This window comes from Streptomyces chilikensis (assembly GCF_001642695.1).
In the GTDB taxonomy this organism is placed as follows: Bacteria; Actinomycetota; Actinomycetes; order Streptomycetales; family Streptomycetaceae; genus Streptomyces; species Streptomyces chilikensis.
This window is the reverse complement of sequence record NZ_LWCC02000005.1, coordinates 2,857,436-2,882,354: the sequence shown is the minus strand read 5'-3', so window position 1 is coordinate 2,882,354 and position 24,919 is coordinate 2,857,436. Positions and strand designations below refer to the sequence as shown.

General features: G+C 73.4%; 19 protein-coding genes. 9 read left to right on the top strand and 10 right to left on the bottom strand.

The features are described from left to right. Positions 1-157: 157 nt before the first annotated feature. Positions 158-1,141: a DNA-3-methyladenine glycosylase family protein gene (locus A2U95_RS12920; RefSeq protein ID WP_166022267.1), complete on the top strand. Its 984-nt coding sequence runs from the start codon at positions 158-160 to the stop codon at positions 1,139-1,141. Between the two features lie 51 nt (positions 1,142-1,192). Here the strand turns inward: A2U95_RS12920 and manB are convergent, their stop codons facing one another. Together manB and A2U95_RS12910 are read right to left on the bottom strand one after the other, a co-directional pair. Continuing rightward, positions 1,193-2,278 (bottom strand): mannose-1-phosphate guanylyltransferase, encoded by a 1,086-nt coding sequence (gene manB, locus A2U95_RS12915; protein ID WP_166022266.1) that lies wholly within the window; start codon positions 2,276-2,278, stop codon positions 1,193-1,195. 117 nt (positions 2,279-2,395) lie between these two features. After that, complete coding sequence (locus tag A2U95_RS12910) at positions 2,396-3,826, bottom strand: peptidoglycan recognition protein family protein (RefSeq protein WP_240957299.1); 1,431 nt, start codon at positions 3,824-3,826, stop codon at positions 2,396-2,398. A gap of 129 nt (positions 3,827-3,955) precedes the next feature. Between A2U95_RS12910 and A2U95_RS12905 the strand changes: the two genes are divergently transcribed. The 4 genes from A2U95_RS12905 (at position 3,956) to A2U95_RS12890 (ending at position 9,844) form a co-directional block, all read left to right on the top strand. Further along, the gene (locus A2U95_RS12905) at positions 3,956-4,711 is read left to right on the top strand and encodes a TIGR03089 family protein (RefSeq protein WP_166022264.1); all 756 of its coding nucleotides are present in this window, start codon (positions 3,956-3,958) and stop codon (positions 4,709-4,711) included. A 102-nt stretch (positions 4,712-4,813) separates the two neighbouring features. Beyond that, the gene (locus A2U95_RS12900) at positions 4,814-5,950 is read left to right on the top strand and encodes an LCP family protein (protein WP_166022263.1); all 1,137 of its coding nucleotides are present in this window, start codon (positions 4,814-4,816) and stop codon (positions 5,948-5,950) included. A 261-nt stretch (positions 5,951-6,211) separates the two neighbouring features. Next, positions 6,212-7,966, top strand: a complete 1,755-nt coding sequence (locus A2U95_RS12895) for an LCP family protein (protein WP_166022262.1) — start codon at positions 6,212-6,214, stop codon at positions 7,964-7,966. Between the two features lie 186 nt (positions 7,967-8,152). Beyond that, positions 8,153-9,844 carry an LCP family protein gene (locus A2U95_RS12890; protein ID WP_166022261.1) on the top strand — a complete coding sequence of 564 codons (1,692 nt, stop codon included), beginning with the start codon at positions 8,153-8,155 and terminating at the stop codon, positions 9,842-9,844. Between the two features lie 79 nt (positions 9,845-9,923). On the opposite strand, the gene A2U95_RS12885 is transcribed toward A2U95_RS12890, so the two are convergent. Next, entirely contained in the window at positions 9,924-10,958 is a 1,035-nt protein-coding gene (locus A2U95_RS12885; protein ID WP_166022260.1) for a glycosyltransferase family 2 protein, read from the bottom strand. A gap of 528 nt (positions 10,959-11,486) precedes the next feature. Beyond that, complete coding sequence (locus A2U95_RS12880) at positions 11,487-12,038, bottom strand: acyl-CoA thioesterase (protein ID WP_166022259.1); 552 nt, start codon at positions 12,036-12,038, stop codon at positions 11,487-11,489. A gap of 132 nt (positions 12,039-12,170) precedes the next feature. Between A2U95_RS12880 and A2U95_RS12875 the strand changes: the two genes are divergently transcribed. Further along, positions 12,171-13,442 (top strand): LCP family protein, encoded by a 1,272-nt coding sequence (locus A2U95_RS12875; RefSeq protein ID WP_166022258.1) that lies wholly within the window; start codon positions 12,171-12,173, stop codon positions 13,440-13,442. 98 nt (positions 13,443-13,540) lie between these two features. Here A2U95_RS12875 and A2U95_RS12870 read toward each other — a convergent pair whose 3' ends face one another. Then, positions 13,541-14,698 carry an acyl-CoA dehydrogenase gene (locus tag A2U95_RS12870; RefSeq protein WP_166022257.1) on the bottom strand — a complete coding sequence of 386 codons (1,158 nt, stop codon included), beginning with the start codon at positions 14,696-14,698 and terminating at the stop codon, positions 13,541-13,543. Between the two features lie 223 nt (positions 14,699-14,921). On the opposite strand from A2U95_RS12870, the gene A2U95_RS12865 reads away from it, so the two are divergent. Continuing rightward, on the top strand, positions 14,922-16,265 hold the full coding sequence (locus tag A2U95_RS12865) for a UDP-glucose dehydrogenase family protein (protein WP_166022256.1): 1,344 nt from the start codon (positions 14,922-14,924) through the stop codon (positions 16,263-16,265). Positions 16,266-16,441: 176 nt separating this feature from the next. On the opposite strand, the gene A2U95_RS12860 is transcribed toward A2U95_RS12865, so the two are convergent. From A2U95_RS12860 to A2U95_RS12850, 3 genes are read right to left on the bottom strand one after another with little or no spacing between them, the layout of a single operon-like run. Continuing rightward, positions 16,442-17,632, bottom strand: a complete 1,191-nt coding sequence (locus A2U95_RS12860; RefSeq protein WP_206282873.1) for a dipeptidase — start codon at positions 17,630-17,632, stop codon at positions 16,442-16,444. Then, entirely contained in the window at positions 17,629-18,156 is a 528-nt protein-coding gene (purE, locus tag A2U95_RS12855) for a 5-(carboxyamino)imidazole ribonucleotide mutase (RefSeq protein WP_166022255.1), read from the bottom strand. The genes A2U95_RS12860 and purE overlap by 4 nt, the downstream gene beginning before the upstream one ends. Further along, positions 18,153-19,298: a 5-(carboxyamino)imidazole ribonucleotide synthase gene (locus A2U95_RS12850; RefSeq protein WP_166022254.1), complete on the bottom strand. Its 1,146-nt coding sequence runs from the start codon at positions 19,296-19,298 to the stop codon at positions 18,153-18,155. Before A2U95_RS12850 ends, purE begins: the two co-directional genes overlap by 4 nt. 181 nt (positions 19,299-19,479) lie before the next feature. Between A2U95_RS12850 and A2U95_RS12845 the strand changes: the two genes are divergently transcribed. Next, on the top strand, positions 19,480-19,998 hold the full coding sequence (locus A2U95_RS12845; protein ID WP_166022253.1) for a GtrA family protein: 519 nt from the start codon (positions 19,480-19,482) through the stop codon (positions 19,996-19,998). Positions 19,999-20,025: 27 nt separating this feature from the next. Here the strand turns inward: A2U95_RS12845 and A2U95_RS12840 are convergent, their stop codons facing one another. Further along, positions 20,026-21,300 (bottom strand): ATP-binding protein, encoded by a 1,275-nt coding sequence (locus tag A2U95_RS12840; RefSeq protein WP_166022252.1) that lies wholly within the window; start codon positions 21,298-21,300, stop codon positions 20,026-20,028. A 12-nt stretch (positions 21,301-21,312) separates the two neighbouring features. After that, positions 21,313-21,990, bottom strand: a complete 678-nt coding sequence (locus A2U95_RS12835; protein ID WP_166022251.1) for a response regulator transcription factor — start codon at positions 21,988-21,990, stop codon at positions 21,313-21,315. Between the two features lie 497 nt (positions 21,991-22,487). On the opposite strand from A2U95_RS12835, the gene A2U95_RS12830 reads away from it, so the two are divergent. Next, complete coding sequence (locus A2U95_RS12830) at positions 22,488-23,975, top strand: peptide MFS transporter (protein ID WP_166022250.1); 1,488 nt, start codon at positions 22,488-22,490, stop codon at positions 23,973-23,975. Positions 23,976-24,919 lie beyond the last annotated feature (944 nt).

The following is a 24,919-nucleotide window of genomic DNA, read 5'->3' as shown; positions in this document are numbered from 1 at the left end:
GGGGGGAGGCGGCGGCGCGGGGCGTCGTCGGCCGGCGACGGCGGCGCGGGCGTGCGCGCCGGGCCCCGCGGCCCGCGGACACCGTCCGCCCGGGCGGGCCCTGAGGGGCAGGCCCTGAGGAACAGGCCCCGAGGAGCCGGCCCGTACTCTCGGGGGCATGGCAGGACGTTTCGCGCCGCGCGTGCCCAGGGGTGCGGCTGTGCCCCGGCAGGGCGGCGGGCCCGGGCTGGTCCGGGAGCTGGTTCCGGACGGGCCGGTGGATCTTCCCCTGGTGCTGGGGGTGCTGCGGCGCGGGGCCGGCGACCCGTCGTTCCGGATGACGCCGGACGGCGCGGTGTGGCGGGCCGCGCGGACGCCGCTGGGCCCCGGAACGGTCCGCGTGAACGCGCGGGCCCCGCTGGGGACGGTGCGCGGCGAGGCCTGGGGGCCGGGCGCGCGGTGGCTGCTGGAGCGGCTGCCGGGCCTGGTGGGGATGGAGGACGACCCCTCCGCGTTCGTGCCGCACCACCGCCTGCTGGCGCTGACCGCGCGGCGCCTGCCGGGCCTGAGGCTGACCCGGACCGGCCTGGTGCTGGAGTCGTTGATCCCCTCGGTGCTGGAGCAGAAGGTCACCGCGGACGAGGCGTTCCGGGGCTGGCGGCGGCTGCTCCAGGCGTTCGGCGAGCCCGCGCCCGGTCCCGCTCCGCAGGGCATGCGGGTGATGCCGCACCCGCGGGCGTGGGCGCTGGTGCCGTCCTGGGAGTGGCACCGGGCCGGTGTCGACGACAAGCGCGCGGCGACGGTCCTGCGGGCGGTGCGCGTCTTCGAGCGGATGGAGGAGGCCGCGGCGATGCCGGCGGAGGCCGCGCGGGCGCGGCTCGAGCTGGTGCCGGGGATCGGGCCGTGGACCTCGGCGGAGGTGGTGCAGCGCTCGCACGGCGCGGCGGACGCGGTGACCACCGGGGACCTGCACCTGCCGGGGATCGTGGGGCACGCGCTGGCCGGCGACCGGGACGCGGACGACGCGGCGATGCTGCGGCTGCTGGAGCCGTACGCGGAGGCGGGCCAGCGGCACCGGGCGGCCCGGCTGGTGCTGCTGAGCGGCCGGACCCCCGCGCGGAGGGCGCCGCGGATGCGGCGCGGGGACATCAGCGTGTGGTGAGGCCGCCCCGTCCCGCCCGGACGCCGCCCTCGTGACCGCCCCCGCGGGGCGTCAGGCCACGTCCGACGAGAACCGGACCGACCCCGCCGGGATGCGCGCGTCGCACCAGACCCGCACGCCGGCGCGCAGTTCGTTGTCGGGGCCGACGAACGCGCCGTCGCCGACGACCGCGCCGGTGAGGACCGTGCGTTCGCCGATGTGGGCCTGGGCGCCGACCAGGGAGTCGGTGATGACGGCGCCGGGCCGGACGACCGCGCCGGGCAGGATGGTGGAGCCGTTGATCCGCGCGCCCTCGGCGACCGTCGCGCCCTCGCCCACCACCGTGCCCCCGGTGAGCTTGGCGTCCGCGGCCACCACCGCGGAGGGCAGGACCAGCCGGTCGCCGCAGCGGCCGGGCACGGCAGGCGACGGGGCGCGGCCGAGCACCAGGTCGGCGGAGCCCTTGACGAAGGCCTCGGGGGTGCCGAGGTCCAGCCAGTAGGTGGAGTCGACCATGCCCTGGAGGTGGGCGCCGGCCTCCAGCAGGCCGGGGAAGGTCTCGCGCTCGACGGAGACCGGCCGTCCGGCCGGGATGGTGTCGATGACCGAGCGCCGGAAGACGTAGCAGCCGGCGTTGATCTGGTCGGTGACGATCTCCTCGGGCGTCTGCGGCTTCTCCAGGAACGCGGTCACCCGGCCCGTGAGGTCGGTGGGGACCAGGCCGTAGGCGCGCGGGTCGGCGACCCGGGTGAGGTGGAGCGAGACGTCGGCGCCGCAGGCGCCGTGGGTGCGGACCAGGGCGCGGATGTCGAGGCCGGTGAGGATGTCGCCGTTGAAGACGAGGACGGGCTCGTCCGGGCCGGACAGGAGCCGGGTCGCCGCGTTGCGGATGGCGCCGCCGGTGCCCAGCGGTTCCCGCTCGGTGACGTACTCCAGGTGGAGGCCCAGCGAGGAGCCGTCGCCGAAGTACGGCTCGAACACCTCGGCGAGGTAGGACGTGGCGAGCACCACGTGCTCCACGCCCGCGGCGGCGGCCCGGGCCAGCTGGTGCTGGAGGAACGGGACCCCGGCCGCCCGGACCATCGGCTTGGGCGTGTTCACCGTCACCGGGCGCAGCCGGGTGCCCTTGCCGCCGACCAGGAGGATCGCTTCTGTCACCTGTCGTCTCTGCTTCCTGCCGGGACCGGCCGATCTTGGTGTCGGCCGGCCAGTGTACGCAGACCGTTCGAAGGCTGTGCGAGCGTCAGGGCCGGCCGGCCTCCCGCCGTCCCGGCGTCATCGTCCCTGGTAGCGGGCCGAGGTCGTCCGGGCCGTGCCGAGCTTGCCGTAGAGGCGACCGCCCGGACAGCTCGTGGCGAATCCGTCCCGGTGCCCGGAGATGGTGTTCAGCCGTACGTTCCTGCCCTTCGGGTAGCGGTTGCCGCCGCCCGACTTCAGGTAGGTCTTGGCGCGCGGGTTCATGCCGTGCAGGCCGAGCTTCCACGCCGTCAGGCGGGCGATGCCGCGGACGGACTTCGCGGAGGGCTTGGTGGTGCCGAAGCTGCCGATCACGGCGATGCCCATGCTGTCGCTGTTGAACCCCAGGGTGTGGGCGCCCATCACGGGGCGGGCGACCCCTCCGGCGCGGCCCTCGTAGATCTTGCCGCACTTGTCGACGAGGAAGTTGTAGCCGATGTCCCGCCACCCCATGCTGCCCACGTGGTAGCGGTAGATACCGCGGATGACCGAGGGGGCCTGCTTGCAGGTGTACCCGTTGCCGGTCGCGGTGTGGTGGACGAACGCCACCTTGACCTTCTTGGTGTAGACGAAGCCCTTCTCCCGCAGGCCCTCGTCCGCCTTCCAGCCCTTGCGGGTGACGATCGCCGGGCGCGGGCCGATGTGGGGCGCGGCACGGGGCATGTCCGCCCCTCCGTCCGCCGCGGCCGGGGCCGGCGCGGGGTCCGCCTGCCGGGTGGCGGACGGGTCGGGGGTGTCCGGGAGACCGGGGACGTCCGGGAGGCCGGGGACGGCGGCGCGCGGGGCGGCGGCCTCCCGGACGGTCTCCGCGCGGCTCAGCGCGGGCAGCACCTCGGCCCCCGCCGGGGCGGCGGCACGCGCGGCGGAGGAGCCGGAGGCCGGGCCCTCGCCGGGGTCGACCAGTTCGGCCCGCAGCCCGGCCGGGAGGACGGGGACCGCGCCGCCGTGACCGTGGCCGTCGGCCTCGGGCCGGGCCCTGACCTCGACGCCGTCGGAGTCGCCCACCCACAGCGGTGCGGTGCCGCCGCGGGCGGCGTCCTCGGCGGCGCCCGGGTCGGCGCCGTGCTCGGAGGTGTGGGTCTCCAGGTCCCGCCAGGCGCTCCACCCCCCGGTGGCGGTGGCGCGGGTGCGGACCTGGACCCGGCCGTGGAACTCGGCGTCCGGGTCGTCCCAGACGACGCCGACGAGGGAGAACGGCCGGACGTCCCGGCGGACGAGGCCCTGTTCGGCCGGGCCGGGGGCGGCCGTGGCGGCCCGGCGGCCGTCGAGGGGGGCGAGGGGCAGCGACTGGGTGGAGCCCGCGTCCCCGGCCTCCGCCGTCTCCGCGGCGGGCCGGTGGGCGGGTGGCCGGGCGGCCGCGGCGGGGGCGGCCGCCGCCACGGCGAGCGGCACGACCAGCGAGGCCGCGCAGGTGATGCCCAGCGAGGAGGCGAGTGAGGAGGCGAAGGGGGAAGAGAGGAGTCCGCGCATACCCCGAATCCTGGACATAATCAGACATACATGTCCATAGCTTTCCTGACGGCCTGTCGGGGGTCGTTCACCCGAACCGGTAGTGCCGCCCCGCCCCCCGGCCGCCTTCGGGCGCGTACCCTTGCGCCCGTGAACGCCACCGACCGCACCCCCGCCGACCTGCTGCGTTCCGCGCTCGCCGCGGACGCCGCGCGCCCCCTGGTGACCTTCTACGACGACGCCACCGGTGAGCGCGTCGAACTCTCCGTCGCCACCTTCGCCAATTGGGTGGCGAAGACGGCCAACTACCTCCAGGACGAGCTGTCCGCCGAGCCGGGCGACCGGCTGGCACTGCTGCTGCCGGGGCACTGGCAGGCGGCGGTCTGGCTGATGGCCTGTCACTCCGTGGGCGTCGTCGCGGACACGGGCGGCGACGCGGCCGCCGCGGACCTCGTGGTCGCCGGACCGGACACCCTGGAGGCCGCGCGGGCCTGTTCCGGGGAGCGGATCGCCCTGGCGCTGCGGCCGCTCGGCGGACGCTTCCCCGAGCCCCCGGCGGGCTTCCGCGACTACGCCCTCGAAGTGCCCGGCATGGGCGACCGGTTCGCCCCGTACGCGCCGGTGGACCCGGAGGAGCCGGCGCTGATCGTCGCCGGCCGCGGGTTCAGCGCCGCCGAGGTGGTGGAGCGGGCCCGCGCCGAGGCTCCCGGCCTCGGGCTGACCGGGCCCGCCTCACGGATCCTCAGCGGCCTGCCGTACGACACCTGGGAGGGCGTCGCGGCCGGCCTGTACGCCCCGCTGGCGATCGGCGGCTCGGTGGTGCTCTGCCGTCACCTCGACCGGCTGGCGGAGGACTCCCTCGCCGCCCGGGTGGACTCCGAGCGGGTCACCGCCACCGCCCGCTGAGCCGGGGCGGGCGAGGCCCGCGGGCGGCCCGGAAGGGCGAAGTTGTCCTCCACCCGGCGGCACGGGCGGGAGAGCGGGCCGCCTGGCGGGCATGGCACCGACGTGCCGCCCGAGCCGTCGTCCACCTCGCCCCGCCGCCGCAGGCTGCGGATCGCCGTCGTCGCCTTCGGCGCGCTCGTCACCGTGCTGCTGGTGGCCGGCCTGCTCGCCGGCTGGGCCGTCTACGGCCGGCTCAGCGAGAACGTCACCTCCGACAGGGCGACCGCCGCCGAACTGGCGCGGCACGCCGCGGAGCGGCCGCGACGGCTGGTCCCGGACGCGCTCAACGTGCTGCTGATCGGCTCCGACACCCGTTCCGGCGAGGGCAACGGGCGCTACGGACGGAACTCGGGCGGGGAGCGCTCCGACACCACGATCCTGCTGCACCTGGCCGCCGGCCGGCGCGGCGCGGTCGCGGTCTCGCTGCCGCGCGACCTGATGGTGCGCGTCCCCGCCTGCCGCGAACGCGACGGCGGCACCGGCGCCGCCCGCCTCGCCCAGTTCAACAGCGCCTTCACCACCGGAGGCCCGGCCTGCACCATCCGCACCGTCGAGAGGATGACCGGGGTGCGGATCGACCACCACGTGGTGGTCGACTTCCACGGCTTCAAGGAGATGGTCGACGCCGTCGACGGCGTCGACCTGTGCCTGGCCGGGCCGGTGCGCGACGAGGCGGCGGAACTGGACCTGCCCGCCGGCCGGGTCACCCTCGACGGCGAGCAGGCCCTCGGCTGGGTCCGCGCCCGCAAGTCCCTCGGCGACGGCAGCGACACCGCGCGGATGGAACGCCAGCAGCGGTTCCTGGGCGCGCTGGTGCAGAAGGTCCGCAGCGACCACGTCCTGCACAACCCGCTGAAGCTCTACCCGGTGCTGCACGCGGCGACCTCCGCGCTCACCACCGACCCGGGCCTGGCGGGACTGCGGGACCTGTACGGGTTCGTGCGCGAGGTGCGCGGCATCCCGTCCGAGCGCATCGTCTTCACCACCGTCCCGCGCGAGGCGTACCCGGCCGACCCCAACCGGGACCGGCTGCTCGAGCCCGCCGCCGACCGGCTCTTCGAGCTGCTGCGCCACGACCGCCCGGTCCCGGTCACGGAGCGGGCCGCCACCGGCCGGACCGGCGCGCGCGGCGCCCCCGCGGAACCGGCGCCCTCCCCCTCGTTCAGCGGCACCACGGCCGCCGAGGAGCCCTGCGCGTAACGGAGCGGCCGCCTCCGCCGAACTCCCGTGCTACCAACAGGTAAAACCATGGCCAAAGCGTGGCGCAGAGGCAGAGGAATGCGGCGGAATGCCCGCTTGTAGGGAAGTGGAATGTGTCACCGTCGTCGCTCCATGCCGTTGTGGGCGGATAGTGTGAGCGATCCGGTGCCCCGATCAGGAGGTCCGTCCTGCGGCCGGCACCATCACGAGACCCCGCGCCTGGGGGAAGGCGCCGTGGCCCCGACGGAGGATTCAACAACCGTGGACGCGCATGGCCGTGGACGGGCGGACAACATGGACCCCGCCGACCAGTGGGTGCTCAACCCGCAGACCGGCGAGTACGAACTGCAACTGAACAGTTCCGCTCCGCAGTCACCGCCGGTTCCGGGCCCGCGCCGTCCGGCCCCCCGCGAGGGGGGCGCGCCGCGTGAGCGCACGGCCCACGAGAAGGGCTACAGCAGTGAGGCGCCCGCCCGCCCGCGTCCGGGCCGCGACGTGCCGCAGCCGCGCAGACGGCGCGCCGAGCCGGAGGACCCCGAGCCCGGCCGCCGCCGCGGCCGCCCCAAGAAGAAGAGCAAGGGCAAGAAGGTCCTCGTCTGGTCCGGCGGCACGCTGGCCTTCGTGATCGTCGCGACCGCGGGCTTCGGCTACTGGTACATCCAGGACCTCGAGGACAACATCCAGAAGACCGCGTGCGGCAACGGCGCGTGCTCGGACGGATTCGCCAAGGACGAGGCCTTCAACCTCCTCGTCATCGGCACCGACAAGCGGACCGGCGCCGGCAACGGGGGCTACGGCGACAGGAACAGCCCCGGCCACGCCGACACCACCCTGCTGCTGCACGTGGCCGAGGACCGCAGCAACGCCACGGTGATGAGCATCCCCCGGGACATGGTGATCGACATCCCGGACTGCGAGACCACCGCGCAGGACGGTTCCACCAAGGTCGTCCCGGGCACGCCGAACACCCGCTTCAACGAGAGCCTGGGCCAGAGCGGTCGTGACGCGAGCTGCACGGCGCTCACCGTCAAGGAGGTCACCGGCATCCAGGTCGACCACTTCATGGTGGCCGACTTCAACGCGGTGAAGACGCTGACCACGGCGATCGGCGGCGTCGAGGTCTGCGTCGAGAAGCCGATCGACGACCCGAAGTCGCACCTGAAGCTGCCGGCCGGCGAGTCGACCGTCGAGGGCGAGCAGGCCCTCGGCTTCCTGCGCACCCGCTACAGCTTCGGCAACTCCGGCGACCTGGACCGCATCAAGGCCCAGCAGGCGTTCCTGGGCTCGATGATGCGCAAGATGTCCTCCAGCGACACCCTCACCAGCCCGACCAAGCTCAACGACCTCGCCCAGGCCGCCACCAAGGCGCTCGAGGTCGACGCGGCGATCGGCAAGGTCTCCGTGCTGAAGGACATAGCACTGGAGATCAACAAGGTCGAGCCGAAGAACATGTCCTTCATGACGGTCCCGGTCGTCGACAACCCGGCGGAGCCGACGCCGGTCACGGTCGTCCCCGACCCGGCGAAGGCCCCGCAGGTCTTCCAGATGATCCAGGAGGACGTCTCCTTCACCGAGGTGAAGCGGAAGAAGAAGGAGCAGAAGGACGCCGAGGCCGCCCGGCTCAAGGGCAGCAAGGCGCCGGCCTCCGAGGTGCGGGTGCGGGTGCTCAACGGCAGCGCCAAGAGCGGTGCCGCCCAGACGACCCTGACCTGGCTGCAGACCTCACAGGGCGTCGACAAGTCGGAGAACGGCGGCAACGCCGACGCGACGCAGAAGAAGACCACCCTCGAGTACGCCCCCGACCAGGCCGACCAGGCCCGCGCGCTGGCCGCCATGATGGGGCTGCCGGGTTCGGCGCTCGAGGAGGGCGAGAGCGTCGACAACGCCCAGGGGATGCCGACCATGACCCTGACCCTCGGCGAGGACTTCAAGGGGGCGGGAGTGCCGCTGACCGCGCCGGCCAAGGCGCCGGACGTCGACAAATCCACGGCGGACAAGACCCAGTGCGCCAAGTAGCCGCGCCGCGCCGGCGGGCGCGGCCCGGCAGGCGCGGCAGGCGTGGCGCGGCAGGCACGGCGCGCGCCGGACACGGAATTGCGTGAAGTAGCAGCGCGTACCGCACAACGATTCGGCCGCCTCGCGCATCTCACAGACGGGATGCGCGGGGCGGTCCCGTAGGCGGAGACAGGTGGGGAGGCACACATGGCGCAGACGCGTGTGCGCGGTGAGGACCGGCGACGCGATTCCGCGGGGGGCGCGGCCGGCCTGGGGTGGGACGACAGCCTGTACGAGGCGGGACGCTCCGGGGACGGACCGGACGGGCGGGACGAGGACGACTCGCCCACGGAGCCCCGCGACGGCGGCCGGCACGGCGGCGGACGCGGCAACGGCCGCCGCCGCGGCCGCGGCGGGCGAAGACGGCGCGTACTGCGCTGGACGGCGCTGGCCCTGGCGTTCCTGATAGCCGGCACCGGTGCGGCCGGTTACCTGTACTACCAGCACCTCAACGGCAACATCGACACCGACGCCCGCGCGGGCGGCAGGTCGAACGCCAAGAAGCCCAAGCCGAACGCGGCGGGCCAGACCCCGCTGAACATCCTGGTCCTGGGGTCCGACGACCGCAACGATCCGCGGAACCTCAAGCTGGGCGGCAGCAAGGAGAACGTCGGGCAGAAGCCCCGGGCCGACGTCCAGATGCTGCTCCACCTCTCGGCGGACCGGAAGAGCGCCTCGATGGTGAGCATCCCCCGCGACACCATGGTGCAGATCCCCGAGTGCCGCGACGCCGAGGAGGGCAAGACCTACCCGGCGACCTACGGCATGATCAACTCCACGCTCCAGCGGGGCGGCCCCGGCTGCACCCTGTCGACCTGGGAGAACCTCACCGGGGTCTACATCGACCACTGGATCGTCATCGACTTCATCGGCGTGGTCGAGATGGCCGACGCGATCGGCGGCGTCGACGTCTGCGTCGAGGACAACGTCTGGGACCGGTCGACCGCGGCGCAGCGGGGCGGCTCGGGGCTGAAGCTCGAGGCGGGCACCCACGCCATCAAGGGCGAGAAGGCGCTGCAGTGGCTGCGGACCCGGCACGCCTGGGGCAGCGACCAGATGCGCGCCAAGGCCCAGCAGATGTACATCAACTCGATGATGCGGGAGCTGCAGGAGCAGAACGTCTTCACGGACAGCGGCGAGCTGATGGACCTGGCGGAGGCGGCCACCAACGCCCTGAAGGTCTCCGAGGAGATCGGCAGCGTCGCGAAGCTGGCCGGCCTGGCGATGGAGATGAAGGAGATCCCCGTCAACCGCATCACCACGGCCACCATGCCCAACGACCCGTATCCGCAGGACCCGAACCGCCTGATCCCCCGGGCCGGCGACGCCGACAAGCTCTGGGCGATGCTGCAGGACGACGTGCCCTTCGACCGCAACGGCACGAAGGGGGCGAAGGACTCCGGGCCCAAGGACGAGGCCGCGCCCGACGGGCAGATCGCCGTCCAGGTCCGCAACGGCACGGCGACCGGGACGCTGGGGGCCGTGCCGGAACGCGCCGGAACGATCCAGCAGGTGCTGGCCGGCCAGGGCTTCGCGCTCGCCTCGAAGGACGGCGCGGCGACGAAACCCGTCAAGCGCACGGTGGTGCAGTACCCGAGCGCCGACCTCAGGGGCGACGCCCTGCGGGTCGCGGAGTCGCTGGGCATTCCCGCCAGTTCGGTGAAGAAGTCGGCCGACGTCAACGGTGTGACGCTGACGGTGGGCGCCGACTGGCGCGAGGGCGACTCCTACCCGGAGGAGAACGTCCTGGAGGAGGGCGACCTCCCGGAGAGCGCGGACGCGCAGAACGGCGAGGAGAAGAACTGCATGAAGGTCGCCGAGGACATCTACACCTGGTAGCGGCGGCGGGCGCGCAGGCGCGCGAGGAAGGGCCCCGGCCGGATCGGCCGGGGCCCTTCCTCGCGCGTCCTCGGGCAGGTCAGTCGTTCGCCGGGGTGAGCACCGCCGGGCGGCGGGAGGCGATCACCTTGCGGGCCAGGGACCTGGGGCTGGTGAGGAAGCCGAAGCCCCAGGACATGTGCATGGTGGCCAGCGCGACCGGGATCCGGAGCCGCGCCTTGAGCGGGAGGCCCCTGCCGGCCGGCACCGAGCCCGCGACGATCGCCGCCAGGTAGCCGCCGGGCACCACCAGCGCCCACGGGGTGAGGGCGACGCCCGCGACCAGGCCGGCGGCGATGGCGCACACGGCGGCCGGCGGGGCGAGGTAGCGCAGGTTGATGGAGCCCTGGTGGTAGCGGGCGACGACGTGCCGCCAGCGGCCGTAGTCCTTGTACTGCTTGGCCAGCGCCTTGACGCTGGGCCGCGGCCGGTAGGAGACCCGCAGCTCGGGGGAGAACCAGATCAGGCCGCCCGCCTCGCGGATGCGGAAGTTGAGCTCCCAGTCCTGGGCGCGGATGAACTCCTCGTTGTAGCCGCCCTGCTGCTCCAGCGCCTCGCGGCGGAAGACGCCCAGGTAGACCGTCTCGGCCGGGGCGGCCCGGCCGCCGGTGTGGAAGGCGGCGTTGCCCACGCCGATCTTCGAGGTCATGGCGGCGGCGACCGCGTGCTCCCAGTCGTTCTCGCCCTCGGCGTGCATGATGCCGCCGACGTTCTGCGCGCCGGTCTCCTCGAGGAGGCGGACGGCGGTGGCGATGTAGTTCGGCGAGAGCATCCCGTGGCCGTCGACGCGGACCACGACCGGGTGGCGCGAGGCCCTGATCGCCGCGTTCAGCGCGGCGGGGGTGCGGCCGGTCGGGTTGGGGACCGTGTGCACCCGGGGGTCCTCGCGGACGAGTTCGGCGGCGATCTCGTCCGTGCGGTCCGTGGACGGACCGAGGGCGATCACGACCTCCATCTCGCCCGCGTACTCCTGGGCGAGGATCGCACGGACTGCCTCGCGAAGGTGCCGCTCCTCGTTGAGGACCGGCATGATCACGGACACGGCGGGAAGCGGCGCGGCGGAATTGGCGTTCATCAGCCCTCACGTTACCGCGATCGGGGGATACGGTCGCGCGCCGTCCTGCCGGGGGACCGGGCAGCAGATCGTATCGGCCTACCGTGCTCACGGAACGGATGCATATGGCCCGTTTGCGGGGCCCCCAGGCCCTCCCCAGGCCCTCGCGGAGGTGTACTCCATGCCCGCCACACCGCCCCGACCGCCCGAACGACAAGGCCCCCGGCGCCGTCGGCCGCCGCGCGCCCCGGGGCCGGTGCCGGGGTCCGCGGTCCCGAACGGCTCCCGTCCCCCGCAGCCCGCCGCCGCCCCGCGGTCCGTCCGGTCCGGCGGCTCCCGGGCCGGGGGTTCCCGGTCCGGCGGCTCTGCGGCCGGGGGTTCCGGGGGCGGGGGCGTGCCCCGGGCGGAGGCGTCCCGGGGCGGCGCCGGACGGCGTTCCCGCCCGCGGGACGGGTGGGCGGCCGCCCGCAGGTGGCGGGCCACCCGCCGGTGGCGGCCGCCCGCAGGGGCGCGGGAGGCGCCGCGGGGAGGGCGGGCGGCGTGGTGGGGTCAGTCGGCCAGGCCGGCGGCGGTGCGCTCCTCGCGGAGTTCGAGGATCGCGCGCCGCCGCGCGAGGCGGTGACTGCGGCGGATCTGCGCCTCCTGGTACCGCCGCCGGTCCTGCTCCGTCTCCGGGATCACCGGCGGCACCGGCCGCGGCCTGCCGCCCTCGTCGACCGCGGCGAACACCAGGTAGGCGGAGCCGACGTGGCTCAGCGGCACCGACTCGTTCCACCGCTCGGTGAGCACCTTCACGCCGATCTCCATCGAGGTGCGCCCCGTCCAGTTCACCTGGGCGCGGACGTGCACCACGTCCCCGACCCGGACCGGCTGGAGGAAGGCCATCTCGTCCATGGACGCGGTGACCGCAGGCCCTTCCGAGTGCCGCCCCGCGACCGCGCCCGCCGCGTCGTCCACCAGTTTCATGATCACGCCGCCGTGCACCGTGCCCAGGAGGTTGGTGTCGTGGTGGGTCATGATGTGGCTCAGCGTGAGGCGGGAAGCCGACGCGGCCTTCCCGGCGGCTATGCCGGAATCGGAGGTCAGGGCCTGTTCTGTCATGCCCTCCACCTTATGCCGGAACCATTCCCCCGCCTGATTTGCCCCGGTTCTTGTGTCGGGTTCGCAACAGGCGGGCCCCGGGTTTTCCACAGGCCTTCTGGGGGTGCCGTCCGAGCGTGCACACTGTCCGTCATGAATGACTGGCCCCAGGGATGGTCCGAGAACAGCCGCGGCGACCGGTACGGGCGCGGCAGCGCAGGCGAACCGGAGTCCGCCCGCGTGATGCGCCAGGTCCGCCGCGAGCCGTCCGGCCCGACCCCGGGCCAGGCGCCGCAGTACGGCGGCAGCGTGCCCCGGCAGCCGAGCGCGCCGCCGTACGGCCCCGGCCCCGGCTACGACAGCGACTACAACACCGGCCAGGTGTACGGCGCCCCGCAGGGCGGCCGCGGGGGCGGCGGCCACGACGACGGCGGTTACCGCCAGGCGCCGTACCGGGGCCGCCGCGTCAAGCGCACCGCGGTCACCGTGGCCGTGGCCCTGCTCGTGGTGACGGTCGGCACCTACTTCTGGGCCGACTCCAAGCTGCGCGAGGAGGTCGACCTCTCGATAGTCGTCGACCGGCCGGAGGAGGGCGACGGCACCAACTACCTGATCGTCGGCTCCGACAGCCGCGAGGGCATGTCCGACGAGGACAAGAAGCGCCTGCACACCGGCTCCGCCGAGGGCAAGCGCACGGACTCGATGATGATCCTGCACACCGGGAGCAACGGTCCGACGCTGATCTCGCTGCCCCGCGACTCGGACGTGGAGATACCCAGCTTCAAGGGCTCGGACTCCGGCAAGTTCTACGAGGGCACCGGCCGCCGCGTGAAGCTGAACGCGGCCTACGCCGAGGACGGCCCGGAGCTGCTGGTGCGCACCGTGGAGCACAACACCGGACTGCGCATCGACCACTACGTGGAGATCGGCTTCGCCGGCTTCGCCAACATCGTGGACGCGGTCGGCGGCGTGGAGATGGACATCCCCAAGGCGTTCAAGGACGAGAAGTCCGGCGCGGACTTCGAGGCCGGCAAGCAGACGCTGAACGGCGAGGAGGCGCTGGCGTTCGTCCGCACCCGGTACGCCTTCGCGGGCAGCGACCTGGACCGGACGAAGAACCAGCAGAAGTTCCTCTCCGCCCTCGCCAACCAGGCGGCCACGCCGGGCACGGTCCTCAACCCGTTCCGCCTCTACCCGACGCTCGGCGCCGGCCTGGACACCCTGATCGTCAGCGAGGACACCGGGCTGTTCGACCTGGCGTCGATGTTCTGGGCGATGAAGGGCGTCACCGGCGGCGAGGGCACGTCGATGAACATGCCCATAGCCGGCACCAGCGGCGGCAACCTGGTCTGGGACAAGGCCAAGGTCGAGAAGCTGGTGGAGCAGCTGAACAACGACGAGAGGGTCACGGTCAAGGGCAACTGAGGTCGCCCCGGCGGGACGCCGAAGGGCGCCCGGGCCGTGCGGCCCGGGCGCCCTTCTCCCGTCCTGGCGTGCGGCGGCCAGGCCGTCCGCGGCGGCGGTTACGGCAGGTTGCGCGCCATGACGATGCGCTGGACCTGGTTGGTGCCCTCGTAGATCTGCGTGATCTTGGCGTCGCGCATCATGCGCTCGACCGGGTAGTCGCGGGTGTAGCCGTAGCCGCCGAGCAGCTGGACGGCGTCGGTGGTGACCTCCATGGCGACGTCCGAGGCGAAGCACTTGGCCGCGGCGCCCTGGAAGGTGAGGTCCGGGTCGTTGCGCTCGGACTTCGCGGCGGCCGCGTAGGTCAGCTGGCGGGCGGCCTCGATCTTCATGGCCATGTCGGCGAGCATGAACTGCACGCCCTGGAAGTCGCCGATCGGCTTGCCGAACTGCTTGCGCTCCTGGACGTAGCCCTTGGCGTAGTCCAGCGCGCCCTGGGCGATGCCGAGGGCCTGGGCGGCGATGGTGATGCGGGTGTGGTCCAGCGTCTTCATCGCGGTGGCGAAGCCGGTGCCCTCCTCACCGATCATGCGGTCGGCGGGGATGCGGACGTTGTCGAAGTAGACCTCGCGGGTCGGGGAGCCCTTGATGCCGAGCTTCTTCTCCGGGGCGCCGAAGGAGACGCCCTCGTCGGACTTCTCCACCACGAAGGCGGAGATGCCCTTGGAGCGCTTGGTGGGGTCGGTGACCGCCATCACCGTGTAGAACTCGGACTCGCCGGCGTTGGTGATCCAGCGCTTGACGCCGTTGAGCACCCAGAAGTCGCCGTCGCGGACCGCGCGGGTCTTCATGCCCGCCGCGTCCGAGCCGGCCTCGGGCTCGGAGAGGCAGTAGGAGAACATGCCCTCGCCCTTGGCGAGCGGCCCCATGTACTTCTTCTTCAGCTCCTCGGAGCCGGAGAGGATCACCGGCAGCGAGCCCAGCTTGTTGACCGCGGGGATCAGGGAGGACGAGGCGCAGACGCGCGCCACCTCCTCGATCACGATCACCGTGGCGAGCGCGTCGGCGCCCGCGCCGCCGTACGACTCCGGGACGTGCACGGCGTGCAGGTCGTTGGCGACCAGGGCGTCGTGCGCCTCCCGGGGGAAGCGGGCCTCCTCGTCGACCGCCGCGGCGTGCGGGGCGATCTTCGCCTCGGCGAGGGCACGGACCGTGTCGCGGAGCATGTCGTGCTCCTCGGACGGGCGGTACAGGTCGAAGTCAGCCGATCCGGCCAAGGTCTCTCACGCTCCAAGGGAGAAGAGGGGACGACATGAGTTAACTACCGTTTAGTAGCCGAATCCTAGGGCGTCTCCTCCGCCGGGGCACCGTGAGGTTGGCGACAACGGCGATCCCGTCGGCCGGGTCTTCCCGTAACGGCGGACGTCCACCCCCCGGTTATGCTCGGTCGGCGCGCAGCCAGCACGCGGACAGCAAGGACGTCACCCTTCAGGAGCACCCATGGCCCTCAAGATCACCGTGATCGGCACCGGCTATCTCGGCGCCACGCACGCCGCGGCCATGGCCGAGCTGGGTTTCGAGGTGCTGGGCCTGGACGTCGTCCCCGAGAAGATCGAGATGCTGCAGCGGGGCGAGGTCCCGATGTACGAGCCCGGTCTCGAGGAGCTGCTGCGCCGGCACGTCGCCGGCATCGAGGGCTCGTCCGGGCGGCTGCGCTTCACCATGGACTTCGCGGAGGCCGGCGCCTTCGGCGACGTCCACTTCGTCTGCGTGAACACCCCGCAGCGGCACGGCGAGTACGCCGCCGACATGAGCTACGTGAACTCCGCGGTCGCCTCGCTGGCCCCGCACCTGACCGGTCCGGCGCTGGTCGTCGGCAAGTCGACGGTGCCGGTGGGCACGGCGGACCGGCTGGCGGCCTACCTGGCCGAGCACGCGCCCGGCGGCGAGGACGTGGAGCTGGCCTGGAACCCGGAGTTCCTGCGCGAGGGCTTCGCCGTCCAGGACACCCTGCACCCGGACCGGATCGTGGTCGGCGTGCGCGGCGGGCGGGCCGAGAAGCTGCTCCGCGAGGTGTACGCGACCCCGCTGTCCGAGGGCACGCCGTTCGTGGTGACCGACTTCCCCACCGCCGAGCTGGTGAAGACCTCCGCGAACTCCTTCCTGGCCACCAAGATCTCGTTCATCAACGCGATGGCGGAGGTGTGCGAGGCGGCCGGCGGTGACGTCGCCAAGCTGGCCGAGGCGATCGGCCACGACGACCGGATCGGGAAGAAGTTCCTGCGGGCCGGCATCGGCTTCGGCGGCGGCTGCCTGCCGAAGGACATCCGGGCGTTCATGGCGCGCGCCGGCGAGCTGGGCGCGGACCAGGCGCTGACCTTCCTGCGGGAGATCGACTCCATCAACATGCGCCAGCGCGGCCGGATGGTCGAGCTGGCCAGGGAGGCGCTGGGCGGCGGGCCGTTCCTCGGCAAGCGGGTCGCGGTGCTGGGGGCGACGTTCAAGCCGGACTCGGACGACGTCCGTGACTCGCCCGCGCTGAACGTCGCGGGGCAGATCCACCTGCAGGGCGGCCAGGTCACGGTGTACGACCCCAAGGGCATGGAGAACGCCCGGCGGGTCTTCCCGACGCTGGGCTACGCGGAGTCCGCGGAGGACGCGGTGCGGGGGGCGGAGATAGTGCTCCACCTCACCGAGTGGCGGGAGTTCCGGGAGCTGGACCCGGAGAAGCTGGGCGCGGTCGTGGCGCGGCGGGTGCTGCTGGACGGACGCAACGCGCTCGACCCGGAGCCGTGGCGGGCCGCGGGATGGCTCTACCGGGGCATGGGCCGCCCGGTCGCGTGACGCCGGCGCGGGGGCTGCGGGGTTTTCCCCGGCGGCCCCCGGCGCCCCGCGCCCCTAGCAGCCCCGGGCCCCTGGGGCAGCCCCGGCGCCCCCGGCGGCCCGCGTGAGGGCTCACCGGCCCGGCGCGCGGGCGTGTTCCGCGGGCGGGGCGCCGGGCGCCCCGCCCGCGGAGGGGGTCACGCGTCCAGCGCCGTGATCGTCGCGCGGGACGGGGAGGTCGTGGACCTCAGGTCGCGCGAGACCGCCTCCGCGTCGCGCAGGACGCGGACCGCGTTGCGCCACGTGAGCTTGGCGAGGTCCTCGCGGGACCAGCGGCGGTCGAGGAGCTCGGCCACCAGGCGGGGGTAGCCGGCGACGTCGTCCAGGCCGTCCGGGGTGAAGGCCGTGCCGTCGTAGTCGCCGCCGATGCCGATGTGGTCGACGCCCGCGGCCTCACGCATGTGGTCGAGGTGGTCGGCGACCGTGGACACCGTGGCCCGCGGGCGGGGGCGGGACTCCTCGAAGGCACGGTGGACCCTCATCGCCTCCGGGGTGGTGTCCAGGTGGTGGAAGCCGTGCGCCCGCAGGTTCTCGTCGGCCTCGACCGTCCAGTCCACCGCGGCCTGGAGGACGAACTTGGGCACGAACGTGGCCATCGCGACGCCGCCGTTGGCGGGCAGCCGCTCCAGCACGTCGTCCGGGATGTTGCGCGGGTGGTCGCAGACCGCACGGGCGGACGAGTGGGAGAAGACCACCGGCGCCGCGGAGGCGTCCAGCGCGTCCCGCATGGTGGTGTCGGCCACGTGGGAGAGGTCGACCAGCATGCCCTCCCGGTTCATCTCCCGCACCACCGCGCGCCCGAAGGCGGTGAGCCCGCCGTGCAGCGGCTCGTCGGTGGCGGAGTCCGCCCAGTCGACGTTGCTGTTGTGGGTGAGGGTCATGTAGCGCACGCCCAGCGCGTACAGCATGCGCAGCGCGCCCAGCGAGTTCTCGATGGAGTGGCCGCCCTCGGCGCCCGTCAGCGAGGCGATGCGGCCCTCGGCCCGGGCCGCCTCGAGGTCGTCCGCGGTGTACGCGGCGCGCAGGTCACCCGGGTACCGGTCGAGGAGCTGCCGCACGCAGTCGATCTGCTCCAGCGTCGCGGCGAGCGGGTACGGCTGCTCGTGGGGCACGTACACCGACCAGTACTGGGCGCCCACGCAGCCCTCGCGGAGCCGGGCGAGGTCGGTGTGCAGCACGGCGCTCTGGTCGGCCGCGATGTCGCGGGCGTCGAGGTCGTAGCCGACCTGCTCGCGCAGCGCCCAGGGGAGGTCGTTGTGGCCGTCGACGACCGGGAACTCCCGCAGCAGTTCCCGGGCCCGCGCCAGGGAGTCCCCCGGGCCGCTCACCGGCCGCTCCCCGCGCCGCCGCCCATGGCCTTGGCGCGCAGCCGGCGGCCCTTCTCGGTGGCCTGGTCGTTCAGTTCCTGCTGGAACTCGCGCATCCGCTCCAGCAGCGCCGGGTCGTGCGCGGCGAGGATCCGGGCGGCCAGCAGACCGGCGTTGCGGGCGCCGCCGACGGAGACCGTGGCGACCGGCACGCCGGCCGGCATCTGGACGATGGAGAGCAGCGAGTCCATGCCGTCCAGGTACTTCAGCGGCACCGGCACGCCGATGACCGGCAGCGGCGTCACGGAGGCGAGCATGCCCGGAAGATGGGCGGCGCCGCCGGCGCCCGCGACGATCGCCCTGAGCCCGCGCTCCGCGGCCCGCTCGCCGTAGGCGACCATCTCGCGGGGCATCCGGTGGGCGGAGACGACGTCCACCTCGTAGGGGATCTCGAACTCGTCGAGGGCCTGGGCGGCGGCCTCCATCACGGGCCAGTCGGAGTCCGACCCCATGACGATGCCGACCAGCGGCGCTTCGCTGCTCATTCGGTGATGGTTCCCCTCAGGTAGTGGGCCGCGTGCGTGGCGCGCTCCAGGACGTCGTCCAGGTCGTCGCCGTAGGTGTTGACGTGACCCACCTTGCGGCCGGGCTTCACGTCCTTGCCGTACATGTGGATCTTGAGCTGGGGGTCCCGCGCCATGCAGTGCAGGTACGCCGGGTACATGTCCGGGTAGTCGCCGCCGAGGACGTTGACCATCACGGTCCACGGCTGGCGGGGGCGCGGGTCGCCGAGCGGGAGGTCCAGGACGGCCCGCACGTGGTTGGCGAACTGCGAGGTGACCGCGCCGTCCATGGACCAGTGGCCCGAGTTGTGCGGGCGCATGGCCAGCTCGTTGACGAGGATGCGGCCGTCGCGGGTCTGGAACAGCTCGACGGCGAGGTGGCCGACCACGCCGAGCTCCTTGGCGATGGTGAGCGCCATCCGCTCGGCCTGGAGGGCCAGGTCGTGGCCGAGGTCCGGGGCCGGAGCGATCACGGTGTCGCAGACCCCGGCGACCTGGCGGGACTCCACCACCGGGTAGGCGACCGCCTGGCCGTGCGGGGAGCGCACCACGTTGGCGGCGAGCTCGCGGACGAAGTCCACCTTCTCCTCGGCCAGCACGTCGACGCCTGCCTTGAAGGGCTCGGCGACGGCCGGGTCGTCCGCGCCCTTGATCACCCAGACGCCCTTGCCGTCGTAGCCGCCGCGGACGGTCTTCAGGACGACCGGGAAGCCGTCGCCCTCCTCGGCGAACGCCGCCACGTCCGCCGGTCCGGCGACGAGGCGGTGCCGCGGGCAGGCCACACCGATCTCGGTGAGCTTCGCCCGCATCACGCCCTTGTCCTGGGCGTGCACCAGCGCGTCCGGGCCGGGGCGCACGGGGATGCCGTCGGCCTCCAGGGCCCGCAGGTGCTCGGTGGGCACGTGCTCGTGGTCGAAGGTGATGACATCGCAGCCGCGGGCGAAGGCGCGGAGGGTCTCCAGGTCGCGGTGGTCGCCGATGACGACCTCGTTCACGACCTGGGCCGCGGAGTCCTGCGGAGTGTCACTGAGCAGCTTGAAACGGATGCCGAGCGGGATGCCAGCCTCGTGCGTCATACGAGCGAGCTGGCCGCCGCCGATCATGCCGACTACCGGGAACGTCACGCGTCAAGGGTATCCGGCGCGCGTACCGGCCCTTCTTCCCGTGCCGGGGGCGGAAACCGGCCAGCCGTGTACCACCAGGGACCGAATCGCGCACCCCCGTGTCGTTGCGCGCGCGACGGCGGAAAGGGCGTGGTTAGCATGACTGAGTCGACGTCGATCACATGAACGGGGCTGGGCAGCGATGGGCAGTGGGCTTCTTCGCACCGCCACGCCGGGCGGCTTCCGCCGCCGGGTGCGCGCCCTGTGGCGTGAGGTGGTCAAGTTCGGGGCGGTCGGCGGGGCGGGGCTGGTGGTCAACTTCGCCGCGTTCAACCTGCTGCTCCACACGGGGGTCCGGCCCGGCCGGGCCGGGGTCGCCGCCACCGCGCTGGCCATAGTCCTCAACTACGTGGGCTTCCGCTACTTCACCTACCGGGACCGCGACCGCGGTCACCGGACGCGGGAGATGACCCTGTTCCTGGTCTTCAGCGGCATCGGGCTGGTCATCGAGAACGGCGTGCTGTTCGTGGCCACCTACTGGATGGGCTGGGACACCCCCCTGCAGAACAACGTGTTCAAGTTCGTGGGCGTCGGGGTGGCCACGCTGTTCCGGTTCTGGTCCTACCGCACCTGGGTCTTCCGCGCCCTGCCCGACCAGCGCCCGCGCCCGTCACGGGTGGGCCCGCAGGGACGCGCCTCCGAACGCGTCGGCCGGCCGTAGCGGCACCCGGGCCCGCGCCGCCGCACGTCAGCGGACCGTCGGCCCCGAGGGCTTGCGCGGAGGGCGTTCCGGCAGGGGCCGGCTGAGGAAGAGACCGAACACCGGCGGCTGTGCCTGGAGCATCTCCAGCCGCCCCCCGTCCGCCTCCGCGAGGTCCCGGGCGACGGCGAGGCCGATGCCGGTGGAGTTGTGCCCGCTGATCGTCCGCTCGAAGATCCGGGCCCCCAGGTCGGCCGGGATGCCCGGCCCCTCGTCCGTCACCTCGACGACCGCCTGGTTGCCCACCACGCGGGTGCGCAGCGCCACCGTGCCGCCGCCGTGCATCAGCGAGTTCTCGATCAGCGCCGCCAGCACCTGCGCCACCGCGCCGGGCGTGCCCATCGCCTCCAGGTGCCGCTTGCCGGAGGAGACGATGGCCCGGCCGGCGCTGCGGTAGGCGGGCCGCCACTCGGCGATCTGCTGGTGGATGACCTCGTCGATGTCGAACGAGACGGCGGACCCGGTGCGCGGGTCGCGCGCGTTGGTGAGCAGCCGCTGCACCACGTCGGTGAGCCGCTCGACCTGGGTGAGGGCGATGGCGGCCTCCTCCCGGGCGGTCTTCAGGTCGTCGGTGAGGGTGATCTCCTCCAGCCGCATGGAGAGCGCGGTGAGCGGGGTGCGCAGCTGGTGGGAGGCGTCCGCGGCCAGCCGGCGCTCGGCGGTGAGCATCCGGCCGATGCGTTCGGCCGAGCGGTCCAGCACGTCGGCGACCCGGTCCAGCTCGGGCACGCCGTACCGCTTGTGCCGGGGCCTGGGGTCGCCGGAGCCGAGGCGTTCGGCGGTCTCGGCGAGGTCGGTGAGCGGCGAGGCGAGCCGGTTGGCCTGGCGGACCGCCAGCAGGATCGCGGCGACCACCGCGAGCAGCGCCACCCCGGCGATGATCAGCAGCGTGCGCCCGACCTCGCGGGTCACCCGGGAGCGGGGCTCCTCGACGCGGACCGTCTCGCCGCCCTCGCCGCGGGTGGTGGCGTGGATGACGTCGCCGCCCGGGCGGTCGCCGACCTCGATGGGCTTCCGGCCGGGGAAGGTGATCACCGCGTAGCGCCCCGGCTCCACCTGGTTCTCCAGGATGCCGGCGCTGACGTGCTCCTCCCCCAGGACGCGGGCGTCGACGATGCTCGCCAGGCGCACCGCCTCCGACTCCACCCGCTCCTGGGCGCTGGCGCTGATGGTGCGGGTCTCCACCAGGACCAGGGAGAAGCCGAAGACGGCGATCACCACGAGGACCACCAGGAGCGTGGACTGGATCAGGCGGCGGCGCATGGGTGAAGGGTGTCAGCTCTTCTCGAAGCGGAAGCCCACGCCGCGCACGGTGGCGATGTAGCGGGGATTGGCCGCGTCGTCGCCGAGCTTCTTGCGGAGCCAGGAGATGTGCATGTCGAGGGTCTTGGTCGACGACCACCAGGTGGTGTCCCAGACCTCGCGCATCAGCTGGTCCCGGGTGACGACCCGCCCGGCGTCCCGGACCAGGACGCGCAGCAGGTCGAACTCCTTGGCGGTGAGCTGGAGCTCCTCCTCACCCATCCAGGCGCGGTGGGACTCCACGTCGATCCGCACGCCGTGGATGGCCGGCGGCTGCTGGGGCTCCGCGGCGCCGCGCCGCAGCAGGGCCCGGACCCGGGCGAGCAGCTCGGCGAGGCGGAACGGCTTGGTGACGTAGTCGTCGGCGCCCGCGTCGAGACCCACCACGGTGTCGACCTCGTCGGCGCGCGCGGTCAGGATGAGGATGGGCACGCTGAGCCCCTCGGCGCGGAGCCGGCGGGCGACCTCCAGCCCGTCCATGCCGGGCAGTCCCAGGTCGAGCACGACCAGGTCCACCCCGCCCCGCACCCCGGCGTCGAGGGCGGCGGGGCCGTCCTCGCGCACCTCGACCTCGTAGCCCTCCCGGCGCAGCGCGCGGGCCAGCGGCTCAGAGATGGACGAGTCGTCCTCGGCGAGCAGTACACGGGTCATGGGGTGATGGTAGTCCCGCCGCGACGGGACCCGGAGCCCGCCGTCACGGCGGAATCCCGGCCCGGCGCCCGGTCCCGCCACCGTCCCGTCCCGCGCGGCCGCCGGCCCGCGCGAGAAGTTGTAACAGCCACCGATATCATGGGACAGGGCAGGACGGCAGAGGTGTGATCATCACCTCAAATGCCCTCTATATGCCCATTGACACGTGTTCCTGCTGTCTAATGGCTCTGACCTCACGGGGTGACCTCCACGCCTTCGCGCGGAATGTCACCCTTGTGCGCGGGCCGGCCCACCGCCGGCCCCTCAGGAACAGACCTGTGGCCGGGTCCCGTGCGTCGGGAACGCACGGGGCGTGGATCCCGGTGTCGCCCTCCCGCTCCCCACCCACGGAGCGACCCTCCCCCACGGCGGGATCCAGGCGGACGACACCGGTGCCGGCCTCCCCCCACCGGGCGCGCCCCCATCCCCCGGCGCGTCCCGACCAGCAAGGAACGACCATGGCGTCCAGCCTGACGAAGTCCTCGCCCCCGTCGCACGGGAGCGAGAAGACTTTCTTCGGCCACCCCCGCGGCCTGGCCACCCTCTTCATGACCGAGATGTGGGAGCGCTTCTCCTACTACGGCATGCGCGCGCTGCTCCCGCTGTACCTGATCGCCGACGAGGGCCTCAACCTCGACGCCGGCACGGCGGTCGCCATCTACTCCGTGTACGTCGCCACGGTGTACCTGCTGGCACTGCCCGGCGGATGGTTCGGCGACCGCGTCTGGGGCCCCCGCAAGACGACCGCCGTCGCGGCCGGCATCATCATGGCGGGCCACCTGCTCCTGGCGGTCCCGATGGACGCCGTCTTCTACGTCGGCCTGCTCTTCGTGGCGGTCGGCTCCGGCCTGCTCAAGGCCAACATCTCCACCATGGTGGGCCACCTGTACGACGGCCCGGACGACCCGCGCCGTGACGGCGGGTTCACAGTCTTCTACATGGGCATCAACATGGGTGCCTTCGCCGCCCCGCTGGTGATCGGCACCGTCGGCCAGACCGTCGACTGGCACCTGGGCTTCGTGCTCGCCGCGGTCGGCATGGGCCTGGGCCTGGTCCAGTTCCTGGTCGGCACCAAGCACCTGGCCGCCGAGTCCAGCGTCGTCCCGAAGCCGCTGTCCGCGGCCGAGCGCGCCTCGACGCTGCGCAAGGCCATGTACTGGCTGATCGTCGCGGTCGTCTTCTACGGCGTCGTCGGCGGCACCGGTCACTTCACGCTGAAGTGGGCCACGGTTCCGCTGCTCCTGCTCGGCCTGCTGATCCCGGTCTCCGTGCTGGTCCGCATCAAGCGCGACAAGGAGCTCACGGACGCCGAGCAGTCGAAGGTCTCCGGCTACATCTGGTTCTTCGCCGCCGCGGCCGTCTTCTGGATGATCTACGACCAGGGCGGCTCGACCCTGTCGATCTTCGCCGACGAGCACGTGAACACCGAGGTCCTCGGCTGGGAGTTCCCGGTCTCGTGGTTCCAGTCGGTCAACCCGGTCCTGATCATGGCGCTGGCCCCGGTCTTCGCGACCATCTGGCTCGCCCTTGCCCGCAAGGACAAGGAGCCCAGCACGATCGTCAAGTTCGCCGGCGGTCTGGTCCTGGTCGGCATCTCCTTCTTCGTCTTCCTGCTGCCGCTGGTGGCCTCGGGCGACGGCAAGGTCTCGCCGTGGTGGCTGGTGCTGATCTACTTCTGCCAGACCGTGGGTGAGCTGCTGCTCTCGCCGGTGGGCCTGTCGGTCACCACGAAGATGGCGCCGGCGAAGTACGCCTCGCAGATGATGGGCGTGTGGTTCCTCGCCGTCACCGCGGGTGACGCGGTGACGGGCCTCGTCGCCGAGGCGGGGGTCGACCTGAACCGGACCGGGTTCGTGGCGCTGGAGGCGGCGCTGGCGGCGGTCGTCGGCATCGGCATCTTCCTCAACCGCGGCAAGGTCAAGCGCCTCATGGGCGACATCCGCTGACCCTCCCCGACCCCGAAGGGGCCGTCCCGTCTCCACGGGACGGCCCCTTCGCGCGTGCCGCGCCCTCCGCCGGCCCCGCGGGGCCACGCCGTGCAGCCGTGCGGCGCGCACATCACGCCCCTCCGCCCGCGGGCAGTCCTGCCGCCGTGCGGCGCGAGGGCCGAGCCGTTCCGTCCACGGGCAGCGGTACCGCTGGGGCGACGGGCGGTCCCGGCACCGTCCGGCTCCGTCTGCGGGCAGTCGTGCCGCAGGGGCGGCGGTCCCCCAGCACCGTCCGGCTCCGTCTGCGGGCAATCGTGCCGTTGGGGCGATGGGGGTCTCCCCTGCTCGAGCGAAGTCGAGAGCTTGGGGGAGGGTGGGCGCAGGCCTCACGTGCGCACGCGGCGGTTCGCTCCGCGGAAGTTGAGCCCTCCTGGGAAGGGGGCGGGTCGGGGGATGAACGGGTGCTGTCCGCCCGGGCCGGCTTGTGCACGCCGCTGTGCGGTCCCGTGCGTACGGCACCGCACGCTTGCGCGTGGTGGGGCGGACCGCTCGCCGCGTAAGGCGCCGCCCTGCGCCCGCCCGTGCCGCCCCCTGGGCGGCCCAGCCGCCCGCAGGACGGGACGGCGGCGGGGATGCCCGCAGGAGCGAGGGGCGGCCCAGCCGCCCGCAGGACGGCGAGGCGGCGCTCCCGGAGGGGGTGAGGCGGCGCCCCTGCGGGGGTGGGGCGGCAGGGGGACAGTGGGTTGCTGACCGCGAAGGGGGCGGCCGCCCTGGGCGGTCCAGCCGTACGGGAGAAGAGGCCCGCGGAGGAGGGTCTGCGAGAAGTTCGCGGGGAGGGGTGGAGGTGTGGGGCGGCCTGGGGACGCGGGGCCCGTCAGGCCCGGGGGCCGGTCCCGGTGGTTGCCCGGGGGCCGCTGGGGGCGCGGCGGGGGCGCTGACCGCGGTGGCGTTCGGGGGGACGG